Annotated in this window: 16 protein-coding genes; 11 read left to right on the top strand and 5 right to left on the bottom strand. The window is 51.5% G+C overall.

Features of this window, described 5'->3' with window-relative positions; translation table 11 throughout:
- Positions 1-14 precede the first annotated feature (14 nt).
- Positions 15-515, bottom strand: coding sequence for a hypothetical protein (locus Q9R25_RS06745; protein WP_311282942.1), 501 nt, complete (start codon positions 513-515; stop codon positions 15-17).
- 175 nt (positions 516-690) lie between these two features.
- On the opposite strand from Q9R25_RS06745, the gene Q9R25_RS06740 reads away from it, so the two are divergent.
- A complete protein-coding gene (locus Q9R25_RS06740) occupies positions 691-897 on the top strand; it encodes a helix-turn-helix transcriptional regulator (RefSeq protein ID WP_012726890.1) in 207 nt (68 codons plus the stop codon).
- 2 nt (positions 898-899) lie between these two features.
- Positions 900-1,199 (top strand): hypothetical protein, encoded by a 300-nt coding sequence (locus Q9R25_RS06735; protein ID WP_031422897.1) that lies wholly within the window; start codon positions 900-902, stop codon positions 1,197-1,199.
- Position 1,200: 1 nt separating this feature from the next.
- Here Q9R25_RS06735 and Q9R25_RS06730 read toward each other — a convergent pair whose 3' ends face one another.
- The gene (locus Q9R25_RS06730; RefSeq protein ID WP_047795099.1) at positions 1,201-1,389 is read right to left on the bottom strand and encodes a hypothetical protein; all 189 of its coding nucleotides are present in this window, start codon (positions 1,387-1,389) and stop codon (positions 1,201-1,203) included.
- Between the two features lie 135 nt (positions 1,390-1,524).
- Between Q9R25_RS06730 and Q9R25_RS06725 the strand changes: the two genes are divergently transcribed.
- Together Q9R25_RS06725 and Q9R25_RS06720 are read left to right on the top strand one after the other, a co-directional pair.
- Positions 1,525-2,937 carry an NAD-dependent epimerase/dehydratase family protein gene (locus Q9R25_RS06725; RefSeq protein WP_311282941.1) on the top strand — a complete coding sequence of 471 codons (1,413 nt, stop codon included), beginning with the start codon at positions 1,525-1,527 and terminating at the stop codon, positions 2,935-2,937.
- A 133-nt stretch (positions 2,938-3,070) separates the two neighbouring features.
- Positions 3,071-4,627, top strand: a complete 1,557-nt coding sequence (locus Q9R25_RS06720; RefSeq protein WP_311282940.1) for a SulP family inorganic anion transporter — start codon at positions 3,071-3,073, stop codon at positions 4,625-4,627.
- On the opposite strand, the gene Q9R25_RS06715 is transcribed toward Q9R25_RS06720, so the two are convergent.
- Together Q9R25_RS06715 and Q9R25_RS06710 are read right to left on the bottom strand one after the other, a co-directional pair.
- A complete protein-coding gene (locus Q9R25_RS06715; protein WP_012726878.1) occupies positions 4,624-4,953 on the bottom strand; it encodes a YolD-like family protein in 330 nt (109 codons plus the stop codon). The genes Q9R25_RS06720 and Q9R25_RS06715 overlap by 4 nt on opposite strands.
- A complete protein-coding gene (locus Q9R25_RS06710; RefSeq protein WP_311282939.1) occupies positions 4,950-6,245 on the bottom strand; it encodes a Y-family DNA polymerase in 1,296 nt (431 codons plus the stop codon). Before Q9R25_RS06710 ends, Q9R25_RS06715 begins: the two co-directional genes overlap by 4 nt.
- A gap of 253 nt (positions 6,246-6,498) precedes the next feature.
- Here Q9R25_RS06710 and secA2 point away from each other — a divergent pair, with 253 nt between their 5' ends.
- From secA2 to Q9R25_RS06680, 6 genes are all read left to right on the top strand, one after another.
- Positions 6,499-8,865 carry an accessory Sec system translocase SecA2 gene (gene secA2 / locus Q9R25_RS06705; protein ID WP_311282938.1) on the top strand — a complete coding sequence of 789 codons (2,367 nt, stop codon included), beginning with the start codon at positions 6,499-6,501 and terminating at the stop codon, positions 8,863-8,865.
- On the top strand, positions 8,865-9,668 hold the full coding sequence (locus Q9R25_RS06700; protein WP_074036331.1) for an SLAP domain-containing protein: 804 nt from the start codon (positions 8,865-8,867) through the stop codon (positions 9,666-9,668). The genes secA2 and Q9R25_RS06700 overlap by 1 nt, the downstream gene beginning before the upstream one ends.
- Positions 9,669-9,801: 133 nt before the next feature.
- Positions 9,802-12,555, top strand: coding sequence for a bifunctional 2',3'-cyclic-nucleotide 2'-phosphodiesterase/3'-nucleotidase (locus tag Q9R25_RS06695; protein ID WP_215243782.1), 2,754 nt, complete (start codon positions 9,802-9,804; stop codon positions 12,553-12,555).
- Between the two features lie 186 nt (positions 12,556-12,741).
- On the top strand, positions 12,742-14,184 hold the full coding sequence (locus Q9R25_RS06690) for a carbon starvation CstA family protein (RefSeq protein ID WP_012726873.1): 1,443 nt from the start codon (positions 12,742-12,744) through the stop codon (positions 14,182-14,184).
- Between the two features lie 95 nt (positions 14,185-14,279).
- On the top strand, positions 14,280-14,951 hold the full coding sequence (trhA, locus tag Q9R25_RS06685; protein WP_051829405.1) for a PAQR family membrane homeostasis protein TrhA: 672 nt from the start codon (positions 14,280-14,282) through the stop codon (positions 14,949-14,951).
- Between the two features lie 157 nt (positions 14,952-15,108).
- Positions 15,109-16,026 (top strand): proline dehydrogenase family protein, encoded by a 918-nt coding sequence (locus Q9R25_RS06680; protein ID WP_012726871.1) that lies wholly within the window; start codon positions 15,109-15,111, stop codon positions 16,024-16,026.
- Between the two features lie 226 nt (positions 16,027-16,252).
- On the opposite strand, the gene Q9R25_RS06675 is transcribed toward Q9R25_RS06680, so the two are convergent.
- Positions 16,253-17,155: an SDR family oxidoreductase gene (locus Q9R25_RS06675; protein ID WP_215243783.1), complete on the bottom strand. Its 903-nt coding sequence runs from the start codon at positions 17,153-17,155 to the stop codon at positions 16,253-16,255.
- A gap of 214 nt (positions 17,156-17,369) precedes the next feature.
- Here Q9R25_RS06675 and Q9R25_RS06670 point away from each other — a divergent pair, with 214 nt between their 5' ends.
- On the top strand, positions 17,370-19,781 hold the full coding sequence (locus Q9R25_RS06670; RefSeq protein ID WP_311282937.1) for a 3-hydroxyacyl-CoA dehydrogenase/enoyl-CoA hydratase family protein: 2,412 nt from the start codon (positions 17,370-17,372) through the stop codon (positions 19,779-19,781).
- The last annotated feature ends 5 nt before the right edge of the window (positions 19,782-19,786 follow it).

Genomic DNA, 19,786 nt, shown 5'->3' with positions numbered 1-19,786 from the left:
AAAGTGGGATTTGTTCAGTTAAACACTCGACTGATCCAGCGTTTGAAAAAGGGTTGGCCTGATTGTGTCACGCTATGATTGTCGAGCTCCACCTCTTCGATCGTCTCATTCGGAGACCTCAATTGAATCGTCATCTCGTCACCAAGCCCGGTCGTGACACCACTCTCAAATTGAAGATTTCTTGTCACATAAGCATTTGCGTATAGAAGTCCACCTTTTTCGTCCACTTGTACCTCCTGAATCGTATAGTGGAATTGCTCGACCCAATCCCGCTGACCGAGGAGGAGCCGGACGACGTCATCTTCGTGTGACAGTTTCGTTCGCTCGATATTCTCAAGAGGAGTATGCGCTTCAATCGCCTCTCGCTGCGCTTCTAAGATACCTTTGAAGTGATGTGTCGCAGCTTCTGTCGTCCATGCAGCGGAACCTGTCTTCGACTCGGTCGCATAATGGAAAAGAGCAAATCCAATCAAGGCGAATAACGCCACAACACCTACTCGTTTGAACTGTTTCATTGTCGAGCTCCTTCCATATAAAAGTCACATTGTAATGTAGTGTCATTTCAGACGATTCAACTTGAGATAATAGCCACATACTAAAGGGTATATTTGGTTAATCATTTTTATGTAATATATTCTTAACATTTAGTAAAAAATAGTTTACACTGAACTTGAATACAATGAGGAGGCGATGGTGACGTTAAAAAATCAAATATTCCTCAGTCGTGCAAAGAAAGGCTGGACCCAGCAGCAATTGGCTGATTCAGTCGGAGTAAGTCGTCAAACGATTATTGCACTTGAGAAAAACAAGTATAACCCGTCGCTCATCCTTGCGTTCAAAATTGCGGCGGTACTCGATGAAGAACTACCCGCATTATTTACATATGAGGAGGAGTGAAGATGGATCAAGTATTGTTGTATGGAATTCTTGTCTTGATTGTTGGTGTAATTGTCTCAGAACTTTATAAGGCGAACTTTGAACGAAAAATCGAATCACAAGACGAACGAGGGCGACAGCTCGCCTTAAAAGTCAAATCGATTTCTTATTCGATGTTGTCGATTGGTGTCTATGCCGGTGTCGCCCTCGTCGCAATTTTTCAAGTTTTCGATCAGTATTATTTCATCTACTTTGTCATGCTTGTCTTTTTCATACAAAGCATCGGATCGTCAATTTATCTTGCTGTAATCCGCAGGACATGACTTATCGACCGGTAATTTGATCCAACCAATTCGCGACCAAGTCCGCACTGCCATCTTGGAACATAAATATGGATACCCCGACCATCACAAGTCCGACTAAAATCAGTCCACCTTGTTTCGCGCTACTTGCAATCCCTCGCACGATGAGGATTACTCCCAATCCAAGCAAAAGAAAGTACCAAAATCCCATGAATATCCCTCCTTTTTCTAATTATTCTCATTTTAGTATGAATCGGTCGAGCAGGCTCTACATACTTAGACTGATTTATCTTTTTAAAAAGACGGGTACATTACCTCTATGCGAATAATTAGGGGAGTGACCATTATGCGAAAAACGATTGTCATTGCGGGGGCGAGCGGCTATATCGGCTCGAACGTGATGGAGCAGCTGAAGGAAGAGTATGACATCATCGCGTTATCGCGATCGACGAAGAATAAAGAAGATGAGGCCCATATCACGTGGCGTGCCTGTGATTTGTTTTCATATGAGGCAACAAAAGAAGCATGTGAGGGCGCGGATTACGCGATGTTCCTCGTACACTCGATGATTCCGGATGGCGGCTTGACACAGGCGACGTTTGAGGACATGGACGCGCTCATTGCCGATAACTTTGCCCGGGCGACGAAGGCGAACGATATCGAGCAAATCGTCTATTTGAGTGGGATCATCCCGAAACAAGAGAAGACGTTGTCGCGTCATTTGAAGAGTCGACTCGAGGTCGAACGCATCCTCGGTGGTCAGGGCGTGCCGGTGACGACGATACGGGCGGGACTCATCATTGGTCCGGAAGGTTCATCGTTCCCGATTTTAGCGAAGCTCGTCAAACGGTTGCCGACGATGATCTTGCCACGCTGGACGAAGACGGAGACACATCCAATCGACATCCGTGAAGCCGTTCAGGCGCTCATCTCGGTCGTCGGTGCCGAGTCGCTTTATGACCGTCATATCGACATCGGGGGTCCCGAGGTGATGACGTATCGGAAGATGATTGAACAAACGGCCGAAGTCATGGATAAGCGTCGCATCTTGATTGACTTCCCGTTCCCGACAATCAAACTGTCGCGTCTGTGGGTCATGGCGGTCACGGGTGAACCGAAGGCGACCGTCTATCCGCTCGTCGAGAGCATGGGGCACGCGATGGTGGCAGAAGATACGGTCGAAGGTATCGGTCAGGGAGAGATTCCGTTCAAACAGGCGGTCGAACATGCGCTTGAGGAAGAAGAGAAGCAGTCCTCGGGCGGTAAGAAGAAAAAGCAACCGAAATCGTATACGGTCCGTTCGATTCAGCGGTTCGGTCTGCCGGAAGAAAAGTCGGCGCTTTGGATGGCGGACACGTACTTCGAGTGGCTCGGTCGTTTTATGTATCCGCTCATTCAGACGACGAAAGAAGACGATGATTGGGAGATCGCGCTGCTCGATCCGTCGTTCGTCGCGCTTCATCTATCGCTTGAACAGGAAGCGACGGACGATATGGCATCCTTTGCGATTGACGGGGGCAAGTTCGTCAAGTTAAGTGAAGAGGATAAGACAGGGCGTCTCGAGTTCCGGAGATTACCGGAGTCGGATGAAGGACTCGTCGCCATCCATGAGTTCGTACCGGCCCTCCCGTGGTGGTTCTATACGAAGACACAGGCGAAAGCCCATCTCGTCGTCATGTGGTTATTCGGTCGTCATGTGAAGTTGCTGGCGAAAGACGCGGAAGATGGCGATCAAGTCGTAGAGGCTCCGACGAATTGAAGGGAGACGCATCGAAAGGTGCGTCTTTTTCTTTTGTACATTCTGTTAACGTTTTTCTCAAACCGTTTACAAGCCCTCTTTCCAGGCGTACACTAAACTCGTTTTTGAACTGATTGGAAAGAAGGAATGTATGATGCAAGACTCACTCTCCACGCGTGAGATGTGGCAAAAAGACATCTCGGCCGGAATCACGGTCGGTGTCGTCGCCATCCCGCTCGCCATGGCATTCGCCATCGCCTCAGGCGTCCCGCCGGTGTACGGGCTCTACACGTCCATTTTTGCCGGAATCCTCGTCAGCCTGTTCGGGGGTTCGACGTTCCAGATCGCCGGACCGACGGGAGCGTTCATCCCAATCGTCTCGGGTGTCGTCCTCGCATACGGATATGAGGGGTTACTCGTCACGACCGTTCTCGCTGGAATTTTGCTGCTCCTCATGAGCGTGCTCCGGGTCGGACGGCTCATCCGCTTCATGCCCCGGGCCGTGACCATCGGTTTCACGGCCGGTATTGCTGTCGTCATCTTCGTCGACCAGCTCGATGAGTTGTTCGGGGTCACGTTTGAGAAGGCACCGCACTTTCATGAGAACTTGCTTCGCCTCGGTCAAGCGTTGCCCGAAGCGTCCGTGTGGCCGATCGTCATTGCCGGAATCGGCTTTTTGACGCTTTGGCTCGTCCCGAAGCTGCCGTTCCGTTTACCGCTTTTACTCATGGCGATGCTCGTCCCGACGTTTGTCAGTGTCCTCATCCCGGGTGAGGTCGCGACGATCGGAAGTGCCTATGGCGGTATCCCGAGCGGACTGCCAACATTTAGCTGGCTCACAATCGACCTAGACTTGATCACAACGCTCCTCCCGTCCGCATTCGCCATCGCCTTTCTCGGTGCACTCGAGTCACTTCTTTCGGGAACGGTCGCCGACGGGATGGCGGGGACGAAGATGAAGCCGGACAAGGAACTGTTCGGGCAAGGGCTTGCGAACGTGATCACACCGTTCTTTGGTGGGATCCCGTCGACAGGTGCCATCGCCCGGACGGCGACAAACATTCAGGCGGGAGCGGTCAGCCGACGCGCTGGTGTCATCCACGGGATTACGGTCCTCATTGCGGTGCTCGTCCTCGCCCCGTTTGCGAGTTATGTGCCACTCGCCGCACTCGCTCCGATCTTGATGCGGGTCGCCTGGAACATGTCCGAACGTCATCACGTGATGGCGATGTTGCGTCATCGTTCATCCGAGTCGCTCGTCTTACTCGTCACGCTATTATTAACGGTATTTGTCGACTTGGTCGTCGCCGTCGAGGTCGGGGTCATCTGTGCGCTCGCGCTCTTCGCGAAACGAATGGCCGATACGATCGATGTGCGTGAACGGACAGAACGGTACGTCACGCGAGACGGCCAAATCGTCTTCAGTGTCGAAGGACCGCTCTTCTTCGGTGCGGTCGAGTTGTTCGAGCACGTCCTCCATCACATCCATCGGGAACCGAACGTGTTCATCTTCAACTTTCACCGCTGTCCGGTCATCGATGTGACCGCGGTCGAAGAGTTGCGTCGTATCGTCACCGAGCTGAAAGCAGCCGAGAGGCATGTCATCTTCGCGCATCTGTCGCCATCGGTCCGCGCGACGCTTGCTCACTATGGGCTACTCGACGGGATTGAAACGTTCGAGACGACCCAGGAAGCGATCGAGGCATCTTAACGAACGGACAAGATGTCGCCGAACGGGACACGGCGCACCTTGCCGTCGAACAGCTCGACCTCGCGCTCGGCGTAATAGATGGCATGGACGTAGCCGCGCATGCTTGTCGTCAAGCCGTCCACGAACAGGGTCACTTCGACTTGGTCGCCTTCACGGATGGCCCGTTCGAGTTCGGTCTGCCAGAGGTAGAGGAGCTGTTCGTCCAAGTCGGGCAGCTCAATCTTTTGGATTTGTGCATAATAACGTTTCAGTAGGGCGACGTGCTCGGGCATGAGAAATGGGATCCATTTTAACTCACCCCGGTCACGATAGCGGGTCTTGCTCATGAGGAATCGCCTCCTTGTTTATGTCCGCCGATTAGACGTTGGCGCGTCCGGAGCGGACTGTCTTTTAGTAGGCTCGACGCCGGTCGGATCGTGCCGCGACCGAACCGGACGTTCAGGCCGTCAATCAAATCGAGGAAGTCGAGCCGTTTCGCTTTCGCCCATTCGTCTTCGAAGAACGATAACTGGACGTGATCGCTCCGTGGCTCGAGCTTGCCGAGAGCGACCGAGACGTAACGGACGGCCTCCGTCTCTTCCCAGCCGTCTAAAAATAGCTGCAATAAGATCGGGAGAAACTCTTGCTCGTCCGCTGTGAAGCGGGGGAGCTTCTTTTGTTTACTGAAGCCAGCCCGGTCGCTCGTCCGCGTATAGCGCACCCCGAGATGGATCGTCCCTCCGACGAGTCCCGCTTGCCTGGTTCGCATGCCGACTTCGACCGCGATCGCTTGTAAGACGAGCCGGATTGCGGAATACGTCGTGTAATCTTTCATGAGAGTGATACCGTGTCCGATCGACTTCGGTCGCGTCCGTTTCGCACCGAACAAAGAGCTCGCCGGCAGGATGGTCGGCGACTCGTCGATGCCCCAGGCGTGGTGCCAAAGTTCTGCACCGATGACACCGAACTTTTCATGAAGGGATTCGAGTGGGTAGCGGGCCAAGTCCCCGATCGTCCAGATGCCGAGCCGCTGCAGGTGGACCGCCATCTTCGTCCCGACGCCCCACATCTTCTCGATCGGCGCCGGATGGATAAGCCGTTCGACGTCTTGGAGAAGGCACGTAGCGACCCCCTTCTTTTTCGCATGCAAATCGAGGACGAGCTTGGCGAGGACGTTGTTCGGTCCGATGCCGATGGTGACGGGAATGCCTGTATAGCGAAAGATCGTCGCACGCATGAGGTGGGCGACGTGCTCGTCATTTCCGAACAGCCGCTCTGTCCCGCTCATGTCGACGAGCGTCTCATCAATCGAATAGACGCGAATCGACTCGGGTGGGGCGAACTGATGCAGGATGTGGATGATTTGAATGGAAACGTTCAAATAATGACTCATCCGCGCCTCGGCATACAAAACGTCCCGTCGTTCGTGCCACGGGAGGCGGTCGATGTGGAAGCGGCGTGACCCGGTCTTGATTCCGAGCTGCTTCATCTTCGGGGTCGCCGCGAGGACGAGTGCCCCGCTGTCCTGGAGGTTCGAGAGGACGACGAGCTTTGTCTTGTAAGGATTTTTGTTGCGCGCGGCACACTCGCAACTGGCATAGAACGAGACGCTGTCGATACAAAAGATTCGTCTGCGCATCGTTACCACTCCTTTTTTACGAACAAATGTTCTGTTTTTTTCATCGTAACACGGTCTCACGTCATCTCAAATAGTGAATTGAAAATATTTTTACAAATACTTTTTGAAAATTAACCAAAATTTATAGGTTTTCACGTGTCAAAAAACCAACTTTTAGGAAGTTTTCGTAAAAAAGTCTCCGAATTGGTTCGATTTTCGTTATAATAGACGGGTATGTAAGTGATGAATTGATAGAAAGATGGAGGCTATTAGTGTGATCCAATTTGTAAAACAGTTAACGAATGATCAAAGCCGGCGTTTGAAAGCGTACGAACGACGGGTCGCGCGTATTAATGAATTAGAGACAACGATGAAAGCCCTCTCGGATGACGAGATGCGTACATATACGGAGACGCTCAAAGCACGTCTCTTGGATGGAAAGAAAGTGGACGACATCGCGGAAGAAGGGTTCGCTCTCGTCCGCGAAGCGTCAGTCCGTGTGCTCGGAATGCGTCACTATGACGTCCAGCTCATCGGTGGGTTCGCCCTCCTCGAAGGGAACATCTCGGAGATGCCGACGGGGGAAGGGAAGACGCTCGTCGCCGCTTTGCCGAGTTACGTCAAGGCGCTCGAAGGAAAAGGCGTCCACGTCATCACGGTCAACGATTATTTGGCGAGACGTGACGCGGAACAGATCGGGAAGATCCATGACTTCCTCGGGTTGACGGTCGGTTTGAACGTACCGGACATCGAAGCGGACGAGAAGCGTTCCGCATATCAGGCAGATATCACGTATGGGGTCGGGACAGAGTTCGGGTTTGACTACTTGCGTGACAACCTTGTCCATAAGCCGGAAGAACGGGTCCAACGTCCGTTCCATTTTGCCATCGTCGATGAAGTCGACAGCATCTTGATCGATGAGGCGAAGACGCCGCTCATCATCGCGCAGAAGGACCGGTCACATATCCGGTTGAAACAGTTGGCACAACAGATCATTTCTGAGTTCGAGGAGACCGACTACGAGGTCGACCTCGAGTCGAAATCTGCGACGTTCACGGAAGCAGGGATCGTCAAGATTGAAGAGCTGTTCGCCATCGATAACCTGTTCAGCGCCTCACACCAGGTGCTCTATCACTATCTCGTCCAGGCGCTCCGTGCGAACGTCTTGTTTGAGCTTGACGTCGACTATATCGTCCGAGAAGACAAGATTGAACTCATCGACTTGTTCACGGGACGCATCATGGAAGGACGAAGCCTGTCAGAAGGGTTGCATCAGGCGCTCGAGGCGAAAGAAGGCGTCACCATCACCGAAGAGAACAAGACGACGGCGGAGATTACGATTCAGCACTATTTCCGCATGTATCCGCTCGTTGGGGGGATGACGGGGACGGCCCAGACGTCGCGCCAAGAGTTCTTGAAGACGTATAACATGGACGTCGTCCAAGTGCCGACGAACCGCGAACGTCAACGTGTCGACCATCCGGACCGCATCTTCATGACGACCGAGCAAAAGTATGCGGCGGTCACTGAGAAAGTAGCGGAACTGCATACGACGGGACGTCCGATCTTGATCGGGACGACCTCGATTGCACAATCGGAAGCCATCAGCAAGCATTTGAAGAAGAAGCGGATCGAGCATGACGTGTTGAACGCGAAGACGGTCGCTCAGGAAGCGGATATCATCGCGGACGCCGGTCAATTCGGCAAAGTGACGATTGCAACGAACATGGCCGGACGTGGAACGGACATCACGCTCGACGCAAAAGCGAAGGAAGCGGGCGGTCTCTTCGTCATCGGAACGGAGCGGCATGAGTCAAAACGTGTCGACAACCAGCTCCGCGGTCGTTCGGGACGTCAAGGCGACCCCGGTGCGACCGAGTTCTTCGTCTCGCTCGAAGATGAGATCGTGAAACGTTATGCGGCGCAGAAACTAGAACGCGTGGAGAAAAAGTTGAAGCCGAGTGCGACAGGTGAGGTCTCAACGAAAGATGCGATCGAAATTATCGAATATGCGCAGACGACGATCGAAGGACTCGGCGTCTCGATTCGGGACTACTTGTTCAAACTCGATGACGTCTTGAACGAGCAACGGAATATCATCTATACGATTCGTAACCAGGCCGTCAACGCCGATGCGGATGCCATCACGAAAAACGTCCTCGGCATGATGCGCCTCGCCCTCGAGAATAGCATTGACATGCATGTATCGGATGAACTCGTACCTGAGGAATGGCCAATCGATGAGTTGAAAGAAGACTTGCGCTACTTGACGATGCAGGAGCCGACATGGGCGAATGACATCGCCGATACACGTGAACTGAAGGATGCTTTAAACGACTGGATGGAGACGATCATCGCTACGACGGCGTCACGCCTCGAACAGGATGACATCGTCCTCTTCGCGAAAGAATCGCTTCTCCGTGCCGTCGACATGAAATGGACGGACCATTTGACGACGATGAGCGGATTGAAAGAAGGGATCGGTCTTCGCAGCTACGGTCAGGAAGACCCGAGCCGTCAGTTCGGAAAAGAAGGACTCGAAATCTTCGAACAGACATATATCAATATCGCACGGGATGTCACGACGGAACTATGCCAACTCGACCGTTACTTCGCCGAGATGGCAGAGGAGGAAGTATAATGCTAGGATTTCGTAAACGTAAACAGATTGAGACAGGAAATAAAGAGGAAGGGCGCCAATTGACGCTCGTGATCGACGATGCGATGGGGATCCCGAAAGAGGACGAGTACGTCTTCCGTTATCATGCGAAACGACTCCCGCCACTTCTCGACAATCAGCTCTCGATTGAGTTGTTGAATGCCGAATCGCTCGGGCATGACTTGTCGATCGTGGCGTTGTTCCGCAACACGCTTCCGAGCTCGTTCGAGATCAACGAATTGCCGGTCCTCTTGTTGGACGCAAATAACGTCCCGATCGGTCGGAAAGTCCTCGGACGTTCTGAACTGCCGAGCTTTGAGGCGTGGACGAGCAAACCGGTCTACTTGGACTTCTTCTTAGATGAGATGTTCGGAGAAATAGAATCCTACGACTCGCTCCGACTCGTCTTCCAAATGAACCCGATTGACCCGCTTCAGCCCGTGTCATCGGAAGAAGAAGCGAAGTTCTCGAAGGTTGCATGGCAACAGCTCATGCGGACGAACATCTCGACACCGCCAGTCGGAGAGAACGAGTTCAACTTGATGCTCGTGTCGGTGGAGAAGGAAGAGACGGACGTCACGGCGACGATTCTCCTTCGCAACGGCTACGACCGCCACTTGAACGTTGAGAAACTCCCGCTTGAACTCGTGAGTGGGGAGGACGTGGTCGGCTTCACGATGATTCGTCTCGAAGAGTCGGTCTACGGTAAACATGCGTACCCGGTATCAGTCACATTTGAAGAAATTGACGGAGATGGACCGTTTACTGTTCGTATCAAACAATAATAGGATGATAGACCTAATTTTTGTAAAGGAAATTAGGTCTGTTTTTATACAAAAATTTAATAGGAGGGAAAGGCGGCTGGTGTTATATTGAATATGGTTAGACAATTATCAACCAGAAAAAGGGGACAATCACATGAAAACCGCATTGAAATGGTCAATCGCGACCGCGCTCGTGTTACCAACCGTTTTGCCGCTACAGGCACCGAACGTCTTGGCAGAAGTGGACGAGGATATCGTCAAGCTCCGTTTCTTAGAGACGACAGACTTACATACGAACATCACGAACTACGACTACTTCCAAGACAAGGTCGATAACACGATCGGATTGACGAAAGTCGCGACACTCATCAATGAACATCGTACAGCCGCTGGGGAAACGAACACATTCTTGTTCGATAACGGGGATACGATTCAGGGGACACCGTTTGGCGATTACGTCCGTGAGAGCCAAGCTGGAAAAAATGAAGCGTTCGAACATCCGATGTACAAGGCGATGGCGGCATTGAACTACGATGCCGTCACACTCGGGAACCATGAATTCAACTTTGGTCTCGAATTCTTATACAACGCGATGGAGGGGTCGAAAGGGAAACTGCGTTTCGTCAACTCGAACGTCAAAGATTTAGAAGGCAACCCGATCGTCTCGAAGTTCAACGTGGATGGACAAGAGGTCCAAATCATCGAACGAACGGTCACAGACCTGGATGGGGAAACACATACGATCAAAGTCGGCGTATTCGGAGTCGTCCCTCCGAAAATCATGTCATGGGATTCGGGGAACCTTCAAGGTCGTGTGACGGCAGAGGATATCATCCCGTCCGCACGTGAAGCAGTACAAAAATTAAAAGGCCAGGGAGCGGACGTCGTCGTCGCCCTCGCGCACTCAGGGATTGGTGACAGTGCAGCGCTCGCGGATGAGCAACTCGACAGCGAAGAGAACGTCGGTTACGCACTCACGAAGATTGACGGGCTCGACATGGTCATGACGGGACACCAACATGGTCGCTTCCCGGATGCGAAAGGCATGTTCGCTTCGTTCCCGAACGTCGATATGACGAAGGGGACAATCAATGGCAAACCGGTCGTCATGGCGAACAACCAAGGGAAGGACCTCGGCGTCATCGACTTTGAACTTGAACTCGTGGATGGGAAATGGCAAATCGTTGATGCGTCAGCAGCACTCGATACGGTGACGGCTGATACGGCGGTCGACCCGACGATTCAAGCGTTGATCGAAGACGACCACTTGGCGACAATCGACTATATCAACCAACCGGTCGGTGAGATTCAAGATGACATCCAAAGCTACTTCGCACTGGTCCGTGACGACGCATCGGTTCAGTTCGTGACGAACGCACAGAAGTGGTATGTCGAGAAAGAACTCGAGACGAACCCAGAACTTTCTGCTTATAAAGAGTTACCACTCTTGTCAGCAGGCGCACCGTTCAAAGCGGGTGGTCGTGAATTGACAGATGCGAGCTACTATACGAATATCCCGAAAGGGCAAATTGCTTTGAAAAACGTCGCGGACCTTTACGTGTATCCGAACACGCTCGAAGTCGTCAAAGTGACAGGAAAAGATGTCATGGATTGGCTCGAGATGTCAGCGGGTGCGTTTGACCAAATCGAAGAAGATGGCGAAAACTTACTCAACCTTCAATTCCGTAGCTACAACTTCGATATTCTCGACGGTTTGACGTATGAGATCGATGTCACGGGTCCTGCGATGTTCGATGTCGGCGGGAAGCTCGTCAATGCGAACGCGAACCGCGTGAAGAACGTCGAGTACAACGGACAACCAATCAAAATGGACCAAGAATTCTTGGTCGCGACGAACAACTATCGCGCGGGTTCTTCATCGTTCCCAGGTCTCGGTGGCGGGAAGAACATCGTCTATCGCTCAGCGTATGAGACACGTAACGTCATCTCGGACTATATTGTGTCGAGTGGCAGTAACTTAGACTACAAAGCCGACAACAACTGGAAGATTGTCGCGGATGCGAAACGTTCGGTGACATTTGAAACAGCGGATGCGGGTAAGCAGTACTTGAACCTTTACGAAGGTATCGAAGCGACGGACGCGACGCGTGAAGATGCGGCAGGTCGCCTCTTCCGGACCTATACGGCAGAGCTCGAAGTGGCGCCAACTGACTTGACGCTCGCGGTCGATGTCATCAAACCGGGTGCAAAAGTCGTGACTGGGAAGACGGCTCCATCTGCAAACGTGACATTAAAAGATGGCAAAACGGTTCTCGCGACAACGACAGCCGATGCAGAAGGCATGTACCGTTTGACGGTCAAACCGCTCAAACTCCGTCAGTCATTGACGATTGAAAGCGAATTGAATGGGAAGACGATGACGGAAACGAAAGTCGTCGGTGCAGGTTTTGTCGGAACGCCAGCTATCTCGAAACGTTTGACGTACACGAATACAACCGTGTTGACTGGAAAAACGACGGAAGGGGCTACGCTCGTCCTTAAACGAGACGGGAAAAAAGTAGACTATGCGAAAGCTGACGAGAATGGGAACTTCACATTCAAGAGAAGTACAGGATTCTTTGCAGCAAAATATGAAATCGAAGCGAAAGATGTATCAGGAAAAGTAGTCAAGACAACATCGTTCGAGTTAAAAAATGGATCAATCGTGACACCGAAGACGACGAAAGGTGTGAAGGCAGGCACACGCGCCTTGATCGGGAAAACAACACCGGGTGCGACGGTCGTCTTGAAAGACGCGAAAGGCAAGCAAGTCGCCAAAGTACAGGCGAGCTGGACAGGAACGTACACGTTCACGTTCAAAAAAGGCCTTACGAAAGGGACTTACAAAGTCATCGCAAGCGGATCGAACGGTTCTGGTGCAAAACAATCGACTCTCAACTTGAAATAAGTACGGAACGGCGTCCAATTCGGGCGTCGTTTTTTGTCGAATAAAAGTGTCTAAAATGTGAATGAAAGCCCTTACATTATCATTAACTCTTATGTATAATCAAACATGTAATCGGTTACATGACACGTGTAAACCGAAGAGCTGATGGGGTTTCGGCTACATATGTACGGAAAAGGGGACTGACAGATGATTACATTCTTCGTCGCACTCGCACTACTTTTGGTCGGGTATTTGGTATACGGTCGTTACGTTGAGAAGACGTTCGGCATCAAGGAAGAGCGGACGACGCCCGCCTATGCGTCTCAGGACGGCATCGACTACGTGCCGATGGGCAAAAAACGGAACTCGATGATTCAATTGCTCAACATCGCCGGTGTCGGACCAATCTTTGGACCGATCATGGGGGCGCTCTACGGACCGGTCGCCTTCCTTTGGATCGTGTTCGGGTCGATCTTTGCCGGAGCGGTACATGACTATTTGACAGGAATGATTTCCCTTCGTAATAACGGGGCACACTTGCCACAACTAGCGGAGAAGTTCCTCGGACGTTCGCTCCGCCATATCGTCAACGGATTCGCGCTTTTACTTCTACTTCTTGTCGGGACGGTGTTCGTCACGTCTCCGAGTAACATGATCAACAACTTGTTCGATGGGAACGCATCGACGCTCACCATCGTCATCTTCGCTGTGTTCGCTTACTACATCTTGGCGACGCTTCTCCCGGTCGATAAGATCATCGGACGCATCTACCCGTTCTTCGGGGCACTACTCGTCATCAGTGCCATCGGGATCGCGGTCAGTTTGTTCGCTCAAGGATACAAGATTCCAGAGATGACATTGACGAACATGCATCCGGACGGCTTGCCGATCTGGCCGCTCCTCTTCTTTACCATCTCATGTGGGGCGCTCTCTGGTTTCCATGCGACACAGTCGCCGATCATCTCGCGGACGACGATGAAAGAAAGCAACGGCCGTGAAATCTTCTACGGCATGATGATCGCCGAAGCGGTCATCGCGATGATTTGGGCTGGAGCGGCGATGGCCATCTTTGAGCCGGGTGAATTGCTTGGACTCATCAGTGCGGGCACTCCGGCACTCGTCGTGCAAGAAGTGGCGACACTCATGCTCGGCAGCATCGGCGGGACACTCGCGATTCTCGGAGTCATCGTCTTACCGATCACGTCAGGCGACACGGCATTCCGTAGCGCACGGATGATTATCGCGGACTACATGTCAATCGCACAGAAGAAGTTCTCGTCGCGTCTTTGGATCGCGCTTCCACTCTTCGCGATCTCATACGTGCTCACGAACATGGACTTCCAAATGCTTTGGCAATACTTCAACTGGGCGAACCAGACGACGGCGGTCATCGCACTGTTCGTCGGGGCGATGTACCTTTACATTAAAGGGAAAAACCACTACATCGCGCTCCTTCCGGGGACGTTCATGTTATATGCAGTCTGGTTTTACATTTTGACGGCGCCGATCGGCTTCAAGCTGGACGGAGTTCTTCCGTACGTCATCTCGACGCTCGGAACGTTGACGCTTCTCGTCTTGTTCCACAAACGGGCACGCGCGATGCGGGCAGCACAAATGGAATGTGACGTTCCGGTGAAAGAAGTCGCATAATCTCGACACGGGCTAATCGGTAGCCCGTGTTTTTGATTGCGTTAAAATCGGGAAATGTCCATACTAGAAGGAACAGTTACGGAAGGTGGGAGCACATGAAACAAGAACAACTCAAAGAGATGCTCCATGCCGACACGCTCGGGGAAGAAATTGCGAGCGCGATCACGCACGGCTTAGGAGTCATCTTCAGCATCGTCGCCCTCGTCTTGCTCGTCATGAGCGCCACAGAGAGTGGGAGCACGTGGAACGTCACGGCGGTCAGTGTGTTCGGGGCATCGATGATTTTACTCTATCTTTTCTCGACACTCATGCACGCCATTCCGCATCCACGGGCGAAGCGGGTGCTGCAAGTGTTCGACCATGCGGGGATTTACTTACTCATCGCCGGAAGTTATACACCGTTTGCGCTCGTGACCCTTCACGGGACGCTCGGCTGGACGTTGTTCGGGATCGTGTGGGGTGTCGCGATTCTCGGAATCGTGTGGAAACTGTTTTCGACCGGCAAGTACATGTGGGTGTCCAATGTGACTTACCTCGCACTCGGTTGGATCTGCATCATCGCCATACGTCCGTTATATGAATCACTCGGTCATCAAGGGTTCATGCTTCTCCTCGCAGGGGGGATCGCCTATTCGGTCGGCATCGTGTTTTATGTATGGCAAAAACTGCCGTTCAACCATGCCATTTGGCATCTGTTCGTCTTAGCGGGAAGCGTGTTCATCTTCCTCAGTATTTTACTCTATGTCGCACCTTCGACAAGCCTATAAGACAGCCGTCCTACGGGGCGCCTGTCTTTTTTGAAAAGTTGGGAAGAAAGTGCTGCAAACGGTTACAAAAATACAGACGAAATGATGTTTGTGTGTCATAATAATTGCAGACATCATCATAGAGATAGATGGGTGTAAAAGTAAGGGGGAAAATCAGATGGAAAAAGTGTTGCGCGATGGATTTATCTACATGTCACAAAACAAAACACTCAACAGTTTGGCAAAGAAATATGGCCTACGATTTGGTGCATCACGCTTTGTAGCAGGGGAAGACTTTAAGGCTTCTGTCCCGACGATTCGCGAACTCAACGCGAAAGGGTTGTCGGTCACGGTCGATCATCTCGGGGAATTTATTAAGACGGTCGAAGAGGCGAATACGAATCGCGACGAGATCATGCGTGCGATTGAAATTATGGCAGAAGAGCAATTAGACGCCTATATGTCACTCAAGCTGACATCACTCGGATTCGATATCTCAGACGAGTTGATTGAAGACAACATGCGTCAAATTTTGACGGTCGCACAACGAGTCGGGGTCTTTGTGGCCATCGATATGGAAGATGAGCAGCGTTGTGAAAAGACGCTCGAATTGTTCAAAAAGCTGAAGTCTGAATTTGACGGTCTTGGAACGGTCATCCAGTCGTACTTGTACCGCTCGGAAGATGACATCAATCATCTTGCGCCGCTCAAGCCGAACCTCCGCATCGTCAAAGGGGCATATAAAGAGCCGGCGACGGTCGCGTTCCCTGAAAAAGAGGACGTGGACCATAACTACGTGAAGCTCGTCAAACTCCATCTTGCGAACGGGAACTACGCATCCATCGCGACACACGATGACCATATGATTGACGCTATTATCGAGCACGTCAAAGAGAACAACATTCCACTCGACCAGTTCGAGTTCCAGATGTTATACGGCATCCGCGTCGAGCGTCAACTCGAGCTCGTGCGCCAAGGATACAAAGTCCGTGTCTACGTGCCATACGGTCGTGACTGGTACGGTTACTTCATGCGCCGTCTCGCAGAGCGCCCGGCAAACGTGGCGTTCGTGTTAAAGGGAATGGTGAAGAAATAAAATGAGCACGAACATCCGTCGAGGATGTTCGTGCTTTTTGATGTATGGATAACATCGATGCGTTCGGTCTTCTATGTAGCGGAGGTGTTACGATTTCTTGTTCTCGTCCTCACTTACCCAAAAATCTGGACCGATTTGATCGGACAGCCAAAAGAAAAGTTCCTGATGTTCTTCTGGATGCACTGCACAAAAAGAAGACTCAGCTACGAACTGAGTCTTCGATCAATTATCCATTAATCACGGTTCCACCATTTACGTGGATGACTTGACCACTGACGTATGTCGAATCATCGCTTGCGAGATAGACATACGCCGGTGCGAGTTCGGCCGGTTGCCCCGGTCGTTTCATCTCTGCTGAATCGCCGAACGATTTCACCTTCTCCGCGTCAAACGTTGAAGGGATGAGCGGTGTCCAAATCGGTCCCGGGGCGACCCCGTTGACGCGAATCTTCTTGTCCGCCAAGTTTTTGGCGAGCGAGCGGGTGAATGCCGTGATGGCACCTTTCGTCGACGCATAGTCAATCAATTGGTCGTTTCCTTCATAGGCTGTGATCGAGGTCGTATTGATGATGCTCGCTCCTTCTTTTAAGTAGGGGAGCGCTGCTTTCGTTAAGTAGAACATGCTGAAGATATTCGTGCGGAACGTCTTCTCGAGTTGATCGTCCGAGATGTCGAGAAGCGATTCCTGCGGATGTTGTTCGGCAGCGTTATTGACGAGGATGTCAATTCGACCGAACGTCTCGAGCGTCTCTTCAACGACTCGTTGACAGAAAGAAGATTCGCCGAGGTCGCCTTGAAGCAAGAGACAGGCTTGACCTAAGTCCTCAATCCGTTCTTTCGTCGCTTCCGCGTCCTCGAGTTCGTTTTGGTCTTTATAGACGATGACGGAGTTCGCACCTTCATGGGCGAAGAAGATGGCGACCGACTTTCCGATCCCGGAATCCCCACCGGTGATGATCGCGATTTTGTCTTTTAACTTGTCACTCCCTTTATAGTCTTCCCGTTCATAGATCGGGAAAGGTTCCATCTTCGAATCGATTCCCGGTTGGTGCGACTGTTCTTGGGCTTTCTTCTTAAACGACTCAAAGTCCTTTCGGCTACCGACAGTGTTTAAACGATTATCATGCATGTATACATTCCCCTTTCTAAATTTGACTCTTGTTGTCTATACCACACACATTAAAAACTAATCGTTCATTCAAAAAATGGAATGAAATTGAAAAATGAACGCTTGCGAATGAATGTTCATTCATTTATGATAGAAGAGTAAACACGATGGTGATTGCGATTTTTTTTACGCGTGAAATGAATCACTATTCATTCTCATTTTAGGGGGGAACACTATGACGAGTCACATCGAACAATCAACCGACCTCCGTTTGACGAACTCAATTCGTTTTGCGGTCGTCATCGGTTCAGGAGTAATGGGGGCGGGGATTGCGGCTCACTTGGCGAACGCGGGGATTCGTTCGCTCATGCTCGACATCGTACCACGTGAATTGACAGCCAAAGAGGAAGCGAAAGGGTTGACGCTCGAGTCGCCGGAAGTACGCAATCGCATCGCCTCAGAAAACCGTCAAAAGCTATTGAAACAAAATCCAGCACCACTCGCGACAGCGGAACATCTCAACTTCATCGAAGTCGGGAACTTAGAAGATGACTTAGAGCGTTTGAAAGAAGCGGATTGGGTCATCGAAGTCGTCGTCGAACGTCTCGACGTGAAGCAACAACTCTTCGAGAAGATTGCACCTTACATCCGTGAAGACGCGATTCTCAGCTCGAACACGTCAGGGATCTCAATCGAAGCGATGGCAAGTGCCCTTCCGGAAGGATTGAAATCACGCTTCCTCGGCACGCACTTCTTCAACCCACCGCGTTACTTGAAGTTGCTCGAACTCATTCCGACGGAGAAGACAGCCCGTCCGGTCATCGACTTCATGTCACGTTTCGCTGAAGATCGTCTCGGCAAAGGTGTCGTCGAAGCAAAAGACACACCGAACTTCATCGGGAACCGGATCGGGACGTATGGTCTTCTCGTCACGTTTGAAGAGATGCTCAAGCAAAACGCTTCAATCGGAGAGATGGACTCGATCACAGGTCCACTCATCGGTCGTCCGAAATCGGCGACATTCCGCACACTCGATGTCGTCGGAATCGACACGTTCGTCCACGTGGCGGGTAACGTCTACGAGACGCTCGAAGCTGGGGAGGAGAAGGACACGTTCGACGTTCCGACAGAAATGAAGCAACTCGTCGAAAAAGGCTGGATCGGACAAAAGGCCGGTCAAGGCTTCTATAAGAAAGAAGGCAAGGTCATCCAGGAGTTGAATCTTCAGACGTTCGAATACGAACAATTGAAAGCGATTACAGGTCCAGAACTCGATCAAATCAAGTCACTTCCAGGCTCAAAAGCGAAATTGAAAGGTGCCATCTTGAACAAAGGTCGCGTCGGACAATTGCTCTGGCCAATCACGGCGAAGACGCTCGCTTACTCGGCACGTCTCACTGGTGAAATCGCCGATACGATCGTTGCGATTGACGATGCGATGAAGTGGGGCTTCGGTTGGAAATTTGGACCGTTCGAGATGTGGGATGCCCTCGGTGTTGAGAAATCAGTCGAGCGTATGAAAGCGGAAGGCTATGACGTCCCGGCATGGATCGATGAGATGCTTGCTGCAGGCAATACGTCATTCTACAAGGGAGACCAGTATTACGATAAAGCGTCGAAGACGTATGTCGAGAAGACCGTCAATCCGAAAGAATTGAAACTTAAGCCGCTCGCAAAATCAAACGGCATCATTTTAGAAAATGGTGGCGCACGCCTCGTCGATATCGGTGATGACGTGGTCGCACTCGAATTCACATCACCAAACAACGCGATCGGTGTCGACATCATGCAGATGATCGAACAGTCGATCGATCGTGTCGAGCAAGACTTCAAAGGAATGGTCCTTGCCAATGACGGCAAGAACTTCTGTGTCGGTGCGAACCTTGCGATGATGCTCATGGAAGCCGAAGACGAGAACTGGTTCGAACTCGATTGGATCATCAACAAGTTCCAACAAGTCGTTCAAAAGATTCGTTATTCAAGTCGTCCGGTCGTTGCTGCACCGTACGGTATGACGCTCGGTGGTGGAACGGAAATCAGCTTACCGGCAGCCCGTATGCAAGCCGCACTTGAGACATACATGGGTCTTGTCGAAGTCGGTGTCGGCCTCATTCCTGGTGGGGGTGGAAACGTCAACACGTACCGTCGACTCCTTGAGCAGACACCAAAATCGATGCAAAACATCGAGAAGGCTGCGCAACAGACGTTCGAGAACATCGCGATGGCGAAAGTATCGAAGTCGGCATTTGATGCGAAAACACTCGGTTACCATCGTGCGGTCGACGGCATCTCGATGAACCGCGACCACTTGACGTTCGATGCGAAACAAACGGTCCTTGAACTGGCTGACGGGTACACGGCACCGGTTCGTGAGAAGTTACCGGTCGTCGGTCAAACGGGTAAAGCGACGCTCGAACTCGCGGCGTACGAAATGTTCTACGGTGGTTATATTTCAGAGCACGATTTGAAAATTGCGAAGAAACTCGCACACGTCATCAGTGGTGGCGACTTGGCATACGGTACGCTCGTCGATGAGCAGTACTTCCTCGACATCGAGCGCGAAGCTTTCTTAAGCCTCATCGGGGAGCCGAAGTCACAACAACGGATGCAACACATGCTCGTGAAAGGCAAACCACTACGGAACTGATAAAG

This window comes from Exiguobacterium sp. BG5(2022) (assembly GCF_031844365.1).
GTDB lineage: Bacteria > Bacillota > Bacilli > Exiguobacteriales > Exiguobacteriaceae > Exiguobacterium > Exiguobacterium profundum.
The sequence above is the reverse complement of the archived record's forward strand: the minus strand, read 5'-3'. Positions and strand labels throughout refer to the sequence as shown.

Coding starts and splice junctions, on each gene's coding strand:
- Q9R25_RS06695 (WP_215243782.1), top strand. CDS start 9,802: ATGAAAACCGCATTGAAATGGTCAATCGCGACCGCGCTCGTGTTACCA.
- Q9R25_RS06700 (WP_074036331.1), top strand. CDS start 8,865: ATGCTAGGATTTCGTAAACGTAAACAGATTGAGACAGGAAATAAAGAG.
- Q9R25_RS06715 (WP_012726878.1), bottom strand. CDS start 4,953: ATGAGCAAGACCCGCTATCGTGACCGGGGTGAGTTAAAATGGATCCCA.
- Q9R25_RS06710 (WP_311282939.1), bottom strand. CDS start 6,245: ATGCGCAGACGAATCTTTTGTATCGACAGCGTCTCGTTCTATGCCAGT.
- Q9R25_RS06670 (WP_311282937.1), top strand. CDS start 17,370: ATGACGAGTCACATCGAACAATCAACCGACCTCCGTTTGACGAACTCA.
- Q9R25_RS06740 (WP_012726890.1), top strand. CDS start 691: ATGGTGACGTTAAAAAATCAAATATTCCTCAGTCGTGCAAAGAAAGGC.
- Q9R25_RS06745 (WP_311282942.1), bottom strand. CDS start 515: ATGAAACAGTTCAAACGAGTAGGTGTTGTGGCGTTATTCGCCTTGATT.
- Q9R25_RS06680 (WP_012726871.1), top strand. CDS start 15,109: ATGGAAAAAGTGTTGCGCGATGGATTTATCTACATGTCACAAAACAAA.
- Q9R25_RS06730 (WP_047795099.1), bottom strand. CDS start 1,389: ATGGGATTTTGGTACTTTCTTTTGCTTGGATTGGGAGTAATCCTCATC.
- Q9R25_RS06720 (WP_311282940.1), top strand. CDS start 3,071: ATGCAAGACTCACTCTCCACGCGTGAGATGTGGCAAAAAGACATCTCG.
- Q9R25_RS06725 (WP_311282941.1), top strand. CDS start 1,525: ATGCGAAAAACGATTGTCATTGCGGGGGCGAGCGGCTATATCGGCTCG.
- Q9R25_RS06675 (WP_215243783.1), bottom strand. CDS start 17,155: ATGCATGATAATCGTTTAAACACTGTCGGTAGCCGAAAGGACTTTGAG.
- trhA (WP_051829405.1), top strand. CDS start 14,280: ATGAAACAAGAACAACTCAAAGAGATGCTCCATGCCGACACGCTCGGG.
- Q9R25_RS06690 (WP_012726873.1), top strand. CDS start 12,742: ATGATTACATTCTTCGTCGCACTCGCACTACTTTTGGTCGGGTATTTG.
- Q9R25_RS06735 (WP_031422897.1), top strand. CDS start 900: ATGGATCAAGTATTGTTGTATGGAATTCTTGTCTTGATTGTTGGTGTA.